This window comes from Phaeobacter sp., from assembly GCF_022825805.1.
GTDB lineage: Bacteria > Pseudomonadota > Alphaproteobacteria > Rhodobacterales > Rhodobacteraceae > Phaeobacter.
Window position 1 is genome coordinate 1 of sequence record NZ_JAJDWC010000050.1, and the last position, 7,189, is coordinate 7,189.

The window sequence follows — 7,189 nt, forward strand, 5'->3', positions numbered from 1 at the left end:
GCGTCCAGCCCGGCGATCAGCCCAGACACCTCACCGACTGCCTCGGCAGCAGCGGCAAGATACGGCTCGGTCTCAGTCCGATCATAGCCAAACTTCGGCCAAAACTCCGATTGCCAGATATGTACCATGATGCGTTTGCTGTCCGTATTCTAATCACATTATATCACTTTATGAGGTGAATGTGACAGTTAATCAAGTCACGGAAGCCAATGAAGTCCTCAATAAGAGGCCAGTCTCATCTTAAGATATGGTCCGGCCCGCATTTCATCCCCGGGATTGCTTCTCCCTATGCGTTCACAACTCGTACCAACGCTGGCAGGTCGTCAGGAGAGTGTGCCCCAAGCTTGCCAAGCTGTAAAAGGGCAGCAGCGCTCACCTCAGGACTCTGGGCATTACTTTCAGCCAATTGACCTAGGGCTGCATAGAGCTGCTCCCTATTTTCAGCGCGCACAGCGACTGACACCTCGGAAGCGGTAAAGGCGATTGTAATCACAATGCTGACCATGCCGACGATGGTAAAGAAGGCCTTCCGGATCTCCATCTCGTCTTTGGCGTCCGAGAGCGTCAGCCCCCTCTTCAACTGGCTTCTTAGAGCGACGGAAGACAGAACCCACACCAGCACAATCAAGCAGATGCCGATAATGATCAGAAGCCAAGTTGGGAAATCCGCAAGAAATCCAAAAAAGCTACTCATCTGCCATCTCCCCACAAAATTGTGGCCCCATACTTTTGGCCATCTCCAAAAACTGGCTACTTATGGTGTTTGCTCGTTGCCTTTGGATCATTCACTCGGCCACCGTGAAGTCGGCCTGTCCATCTGCAGGAACAGGCAGCCGCAGCCAGATTGGCATATGGTCCGTGAAGTCATGTGTATAGCGATCAAATGCAGGCTCACCGTTTGATCCCTTTAACCAACGCACGGAGCGCGTCATTGCTGTTCTCTAGAACTGCAGAACGATCAAAGGAAAGGTCAGATGCTAAGTCGCCACGCTTCACCCGATCAGAGCGAAAGAGAATAGCGTGCCTTTCAGCCATGCCGTCGTAACCAGGCGCCATTCCTGTGACGTCACTTATGACCACTTCCCAAGGTGCACCGGTCAATCGCAAACGGTTTCGTAACTCATAGAGACTGCCAGTGTCACGTTGCACCTCTTGGATCGCAACGAGGTCTGCGAGAGCACAGACACGCTCAATCAATGCAAAAGCTCCAGCCGACTTCTTGGGTGTTCCACCCTCTTCAAAAGCGCCAAACTTCCGGATGTTCCAACTTAACAGAACTACCGATCCATCGCGCCGTTCCGGCAGGCCATATTGTGCAGGATTGATATCCAGGTGCGCATTTATTTGCGCCCATTCATTCTCTGTAAATGGCTCTGCCACTAACTCGTGACCCCCCGGTATTTGCTTGCTTTCTGGCGTACTTATTGGCCCGAAAGCGATACAGATCCATGATTACTTAGAAGGGTATCAAGACAAGAACTGAAGCATGTCAGAAAACGTCTCTACACCGCGATCACTGAGATCTTCGAACTGTTTCAGCATGACCTGAGCACCAAGACGAGTGTCTGCAAGCGCATCATGAAGTGCGTTGGCGTCAAAATCGATGCCGTAAAACGTTCCACACGCTGCGAGTTTCTTGCTTTCAAGGACCGGATGCAAACGGCGCATCAGCTTCAAAGTGTCGATAAAGTAGTCAGATTGCACTTCCACACCAGTGCGCACCTCGGCCCGCCTGATGAATCCCAAATCAAATCGCGCAACGTTATGTCCTGCAACAATGCGCGTACCGACGAATTCATCAAATGTTTCCATCATTGATTTTAAGTTCGGAGCGCCATCAAGTTGACCGTCTTGAATGCCTGTGAAGTCTTGAATGAAATCAGGGATGGGGCGGTGTTCCGGCCCTGGATCAATAAAGCTCATCCAGTCGTCGCCAAGTTCGGCTCGGTTCACCTGAACCGCGGCTATTTGAATGATGGCATCCTTTGAGGAATGAAGGCCAGTTGTCTCAAGGTCGAAGACAGCGATGTCCATTTCAGAAAGCTTGGCATCAAAGATTGGGTGTAAATCACTCATGTTGAAATCTCCTATTTGCGAATTTCCATAACGACAGGGCAATGATCAGACAGTCGCTGGTTCTGTCGAATGTCCCAATCAGGATTGTTGGGATCGGGTATGGTTGCGTATCTGGGATCATCTTCATGTCCCATGCTGAATTTCTGAGGTTCGACCAACGTCGCGAGACCGGACAAGGCCTGATCGTAGATCACGAAATCGATATGATCATCGAACCTGTCGCCATGTCTGGGCCAGCAGACTTCGTCAATACCGAGCGGTCCTTTTGCCAGCTCAAGGCCACCTGGTGTTCCGTCGTTCAGTTGCATCCAGAACGGATCTATCGAATCCCCGTCAGCGTTTTCAGCATTCATGTCTCGGTTGAAATCGCCCAGAACAATCGTTGGTATTCCTTGCGCCGATTGCTGCTCAATCCAGTTTTCCAAGATGTTCAGTTGCGCATCCAAGGTCCGGCAATCGAACCGAGAGCGGAAAAAACGACCATCGTTATTCTGGTCTTGGATCGGGTCCAAAGACCATCTGTGGCATGATGACTTTAGGTGTACACCAAGAAGTCGGACTGTCTCGCCGCCCAACTCGATATCCACCATGACCCCTGCCCTCGTCGGACGGCTGCTCGGTGTACCGTCCCGATCAAATCCGATGTGTTGAATGCTTAGAGCATCCATCGTCGTGACATTGGGCGCTTCTGGAAAACTGTCTTTAGAAAACACTAATGCTGTGTAGATATCCCGTTGACCAGCGGGCTGTTCTTCTGCTCCTTTGACGTATCTGTCAGAGATGATGGCATGATACTCATCTGCTGGAAAAATTCGTGCAATGGCTGCGGGCGAACCAACTTCCTGAAGCGCAACCACATCTAGATCCAGCACAGCTGCCACCTCAGCAAGGCGTGCATAGTCCAGGTCGTCGCGTGCAAGTGCTGAGCCCCTCAGAGATACGCCACTTTCATGGTGCAGATTTGCGATGTTCCAGGTGCCAATGCGAAGGGTTTCACTTGATTGGGCCATCGATGATGTCGACACAATACCGAATAACAAGGTTGCAAGGATTGGAGATAATTGATTTCGAGCCATAAAAAGAAGTCCCTTCAAAGCACTACAAACGGCCAAATATGCGGCCTTGCTGAGAGCCTATTTTAAAAAATCCAAATCCCAAAACACAATCTTGGCGTGCGTCTATGGCCTTTGTGCAGAACTAAGTGTTGTGGAAAACTCTTTGCGTGCATCATTTTCTTGGGGGCGAATGAGGGGAAGCGACCCACAGTCCGGTCAACTGCACGATTTTGGTCGAAAACAGCGACTTCAAAAGCCCCAGGACTAAGCCGAACCGCTGCTGTCGTTGAAACATTCTGCCGATCGATTGCGTGCCAAAAAAAGCCTAACGACCCATTTGTTAACCGAGCGCAGGATGTCATCGAAGTACTAGACATTCTTGAATGATCGCGTGATCGGCCGCTTTCGGCCAGTGCAGACGGCTCGAAGTTATTTCCAACGACAGCAAAATGCCGTGTCCCACCTTCTGAGACGGCCCTATATACGCATTCTCCAACATTGACTTTCAGAAAAACACACTCTATTTTCTGACAAGGAGATAGATCGATGATCACATCGAAGATCAAACAACGCATCATCGGAAAAGGCCGCGGAGCAATCTTTGCACCGTCGGATTTTCTGGACATCGGGTCCCGCGCCAGCGTGGATCAGGCGTTGTCGCGCCTGGCCGATCAGGGTGTGATCCGGCGCCTGACGCGGGGACTCTACGACTATCCCAAGAAAAGCCTGCGCTTTGGCTATCTGTCGCCGTCCGCGGACGATGTCGCGCAGGCTGTGGCTCGCAAGGACAACCAGGTCCTGCAGCCCTCCCCCGCCATGGCGGCCAATCAGCTGGGACTCTCTACCCAGGTGCCATCCAAGCCCACTTACATGACTGATGGCCCGACGCGTACAAAGACAATCGGTCGGCAGGTGATCCAGTTTCGCAATGCGTCCTCTAAGACGCTCGTTGGCGCGGGCCAGAAGACCGGTGCCGTGTTTCAAGCGCTGCGTTATGTCGGCAAGGACCGGGTCGATGACCAGGTGATTGGCAAATTGGCACGCTCACTTGATGACAAGGATAGGACTCTGCTTTCCAAGCAAAGCAAGCATGTGCCTGCCTGGATGCATCCTGTTGTGCAGCAGATCGTTGCGCACGCTTGAGCATGGATCAGTTTGCCAACGACGCCCCTGAACAACGAGACGAGGCCTTCCAAGAGGCTGCGGCGCAGCTCGGGCTATCCAAGGCCATTGTCGAGAAGGACTTCTGGGTTTGCTGGTCCCTGAAGCAGCTTTTCGCCTTGCCCTCCTTTGGCGATCACATGATCTTCAAAGGAGGCACGTCCCTTTCCAAGGCCTATGACGTGATCCATCGCTTCTCGGAAGATGTGGATCTATCCCTAGATCGGACACAGCTTGGTTTTGAAGGCGACCGCGATCCCGAAAACCCAGATTTATCCGGAAAGAAACAGAAACAACTATTGCAAGAGTTGCAGGATGCGGCCGAGGCGGAAGTCTCTGGACCGCTTTTGGCTGAGATTCAGGTCGCTTTCGATGCCAGTCTGGATCAGGGCTTCTCCCTGACAGTTGACCCAGGTGATGCACAAACCCTGCTCTTCGCCTATCCATCCTTGTCGGACGGTGCCGGTGTCAATGGCATCTCAATTTTCCCCAAAACGGGCAGGTTAAAATTCCCCAGTTTTGCGGTCTCGGTTGTCAGCCGGTTCAGTGACTTGCAGCTCCGTTTTTAGGTGGACGACCGCGCCGTTTTGGCGGTGGCGGCGGTGTGATGGGTGCGTTTGTGCGGGTGTGTTCAGGTATCAGATCGGCGTGGCCGCGCAGGTGGTAACTGGCGCCTTCGATCTGGACGACGACGGCGTGATGCAACAGCCGGTCCAATAGCGCTGTGGCCACGACGGGGTCGCCGAAGACATCGCCCCATTCGGCGAAGCCTCGATTGGATGTCAGGATCATTGCCCCCTTTTCGTAACGGGCATTCACCAGTTGGAAGAACAGGTTTGCGCCGCCTTGGGTGATCGGCAGATAGCCGATCTCATCGACGATCAGCAGGGATGCGCGCGCATAGAAGCGGATCTTTTCGGCCAAGCGTCCCTCACGCTCAGCCTTGACCAGAGCATTGATGAGCTCGGCCAATGTTGCGCGATAGACCTGCTTTCCAGCCTTCACAGCCGCGACGCCCAGTGCTGTCGCCAGATGCGACTTGCCGGTACCAGGCGGGCCCAGGAAGTGGACGACCTCGGCGCGACGAATGAAGTCCAGCTGCGCCAGCGCGGCAATCCGCTCCCGATCAAGCGAGGGCTGGAAGGTGAAGTCAAAACCTTCCAGTGTTTTGATCGGCATCAGCTTGGCGGTTTTCAGCGCGACATCAATCCGGCGGGTTTCCCGGGTGGCGTATTCCTCACTGAGCAGTGCATCCAGTGCCTCGATCCCTGAGATCTCGCCTTGTTCCAGCTTCTGCATCGTGTGGTCCAGCGCTTCGAGGGCGCGCGGCATCTTCAGGCCGACAAGTGCGCCGCGGATCCGGTCGAGTGTTGCGGTCATTGCACACCTCCCGCAGCCAGCCGCTGACCGACCGCATCATAGAACGCGAGTGAGCGCTGCGGCACGCCCTTCGACCTTTGCGCTATGGCGCGTGGCGGCGGGGCTTTGCGATGCACAGGGTCAACCCGGCGCCGATTGCGCCCTTCAAGCACCGGGTGGTGGGCAATGCAGATGCCATTTTCGAAGATGCGTATCTCGTCGACGTGGTTCTGCACTTCGACCGTGCGCCTGCGAGTGGTGTCCGGCACCGAGTAGTAATTGCCATCGACCGAGACCATGCCTTCATGGCTGACCCGCCGTTCAACCGTCAGAACAGCGCTGTAGGGAATGGCGGGCAGAGATTTGAGCGCAGGTTTCTCCTCTGCAAAAGCTTCATCAACGATCCGGTCCGTGGTTGCGTGTACCCGGGGATTGGCGATCTCGCACCGCCATGCGTCGAACTGGGCGTTGAGATCGTCGATATTGCGGAACGTCCGAGCCAAGAAGAAGTCCTGCCTGATATATCGGAACGGACGCTCCACCTTGCCTTTGGTTTGCGCCCTGTATGGTTTGCAGGCCCGGGGCGCAGCGCCGTAGTGGTTCAAAAGGGCAACGAGTGAGCTGTTATACGTGACGACGCCAGCGCTATCCTCGCCAATCACGGCGGTTTTCATTCGGTCATAGAGGACCTCCTCCGGTGCCCCGCCCATTTCCCCAAAGGCGGCCATGTGGCACCGCAGAACCGTCTGCAAGTTCTGGCTGGACGCAAACCGGCCCCAGAGCCAGCGCGAGTGACCAAGAACGAGGCTGAAAAGCCAGACTTTCCGGATGACACCAGGCTCGTCTGTGAACTCAACCTTGAACTCGGCAAAGTCCACCTGCGCCTGACGACCGGGCGGCGTCTCAAACCGCTGCGCAAAGGGCGCGCGCCTGGGCGGACGCAACTCACGCAGAAAGGGCTTCAGCGTCGAATAGCTGCCTTCATACCCCATGGACTTGATCTCGCGCAGCAAGCGCCGGGCCGAGAGATCAGGGAAAGCCCGAACCCTCCCTTCCAGATACTCACGGTACGGGTCCAGCACGCTACCTTGCAGCGGACGCGGGCTGTAGCTCGGCGCTTCCAAACCCTGTTCCAGATACTTGCGCACGGTCTTGCGGTCAGAACCAACCTTGCGCGCGATGGCCGAGATACTCAGCCCCTGTCTTCGTAAATCGTGGATCAAAACGATCTCCCTCAATCCCTTCACCTGACGGCCCCTGTCTCTCGATAATCAGAGCATCAGGCCTGTTTCCCGCGACAGCACAAATTCCAAATATTTGAAGTTTGGAATTGGCACTGACGCTGCCGGGTGGGGAACTTTCAATTGCCACTTTTGGGGAGATTACGGCTGCCACTAACAAGCCTTGTGGGCTGCGCGCGCATGGCGGGCATGCGGTGTTTGAACCAGCCCTGCCGAAGACGCTTCACACGTGAGCGAAGCCTTTCGGCTGCCACCAGCGATTTTTTTTATACGTGTACCCCAGTTTGCGCAAGAAAC

General features: G+C 54.6%; 9 protein-coding genes. 2 read left to right on the top strand and 7 right to left on the bottom strand.

Going from position 1 to position 7,189, the window contains the following annotated elements:
- The 5 genes from Q0C28_RS05450 to Q0C28_RS05470 form a co-directional block, all read right to left on the bottom strand.
- Positions 1–128, bottom strand: a 128-nt coding sequence (locus tag Q0C28_RS05450) for a DUF4172 domain-containing protein (protein ID WP_293573648.1), incomplete at its 3' end; no start/stop codon positions are given.
- A gap of 158 nt (positions 129–286) precedes the next feature.
- Positions 287–694 (bottom strand): hypothetical protein, encoded by a 408-nt coding sequence (locus tag Q0C28_RS05455; RefSeq protein WP_293573640.1) that lies wholly within the window; start codon positions 692–694, stop codon positions 287–289.
- Between the two features lie 197 nt (positions 695–891).
- A complete protein-coding gene (locus Q0C28_RS05460) occupies positions 892–1,380 on the bottom strand; it encodes a hypothetical protein (RefSeq protein WP_293573641.1) in 489 nt (162 codons plus the stop codon).
- Positions 1,381–1,467: 87 nt separating this feature from the next.
- Entirely contained in the window at positions 1,468–2,076 is a 609-nt protein-coding gene (locus Q0C28_RS05465; protein WP_293573642.1) for a 3'-5' exonuclease, read from the bottom strand.
- A gap of 11 nt (positions 2,077–2,087) precedes the next feature.
- A complete protein-coding gene (locus tag Q0C28_RS05470; RefSeq protein ID WP_293573643.1) occupies positions 2,088–3,152 on the bottom strand; it encodes an endonuclease/exonuclease/phosphatase family protein in 1,065 nt (354 codons plus the stop codon).
- A gap of 525 nt (positions 3,153–3,677) precedes the next feature.
- On the opposite strand from Q0C28_RS05470, the gene Q0C28_RS05475 reads away from it, so the two are divergent.
- Together Q0C28_RS05475 and Q0C28_RS05480 are read left to right on the top strand one after the other, a co-directional pair.
- Positions 3,678–4,274, top strand: a complete 597-nt coding sequence (locus Q0C28_RS05475) for a DUF6088 family protein (protein ID WP_293573644.1) — start codon at positions 3,678–3,680, stop codon at positions 4,272–4,274.
- Positions 4,275–4,276: 2 nt separating this feature from the next.
- Positions 4,277–4,861: a nucleotidyl transferase AbiEii/AbiGii toxin family protein gene (locus tag Q0C28_RS05480; protein WP_293573645.1), complete on the top strand. Its 585-nt coding sequence runs from the start codon at positions 4,277–4,279 to the stop codon at positions 4,859–4,861.
- On the opposite strand, the gene istB is transcribed toward Q0C28_RS05480, so the two are convergent.
- Both istB and istA read right to left on the bottom strand, forming a co-directional pair.
- On the bottom strand, positions 4,836–5,672 hold the full coding sequence (gene istB, locus Q0C28_RS05485; protein WP_293573646.1) for an IS21-like element helper ATPase IstB: 837 nt from the start codon (positions 5,670–5,672) through the stop codon (positions 4,836–4,838). The genes Q0C28_RS05480 and istB overlap by 26 nt on opposite strands.
- Positions 5,669–6,898: an IS21 family transposase gene (istA, locus tag Q0C28_RS05490; protein ID WP_293573647.1), complete on the bottom strand. Its 1,230-nt coding sequence runs from the start codon at positions 6,896–6,898 to the stop codon at positions 5,669–5,671. The genes istB and istA overlap by 4 nt, the downstream gene beginning before the upstream one ends.
- Positions 6,899–7,189: the final 291 nt, after the last annotated feature.

Excerpts from the sequence above, each read along its gene's own strand:
- Q0C28_RS05455 (WP_293573640.1), bottom strand. The coding sequence starts at position 694 with ATGAGTAGCTTTTTTGGATTTCTTGCGGATTTCCCAACTTGGCTTCTG.
- Q0C28_RS05465 (WP_293573642.1), bottom strand. The coding sequence starts at position 2,076 with ATGAGTGATTTACACCCAATCTTTGATGCCAAGCTTTCTGAAATGGAC.
- Q0C28_RS05470 (WP_293573643.1), bottom strand. The coding sequence starts at position 3,152 with ATGGCTCGAAATCAATTATCTCCAATCCTTGCAACCTTGTTATTCGGT.
- Q0C28_RS05475 (WP_293573644.1), top strand. The coding sequence starts at position 3,678 with ATGATCACATCGAAGATCAAACAACGCATCATCGGAAAAGGCCGCGGA.
- Q0C28_RS05480 (WP_293573645.1), top strand. The coding sequence starts at position 4,277 with ATGGATCAGTTTGCCAACGACGCCCCTGAACAACGAGACGAGGCCTTC.
- istB (WP_293573646.1), bottom strand. The coding sequence starts at position 5,672 with ATGACCGCAACACTCGACCGGATCCGCGGCGCACTTGTCGGCCTGAAG.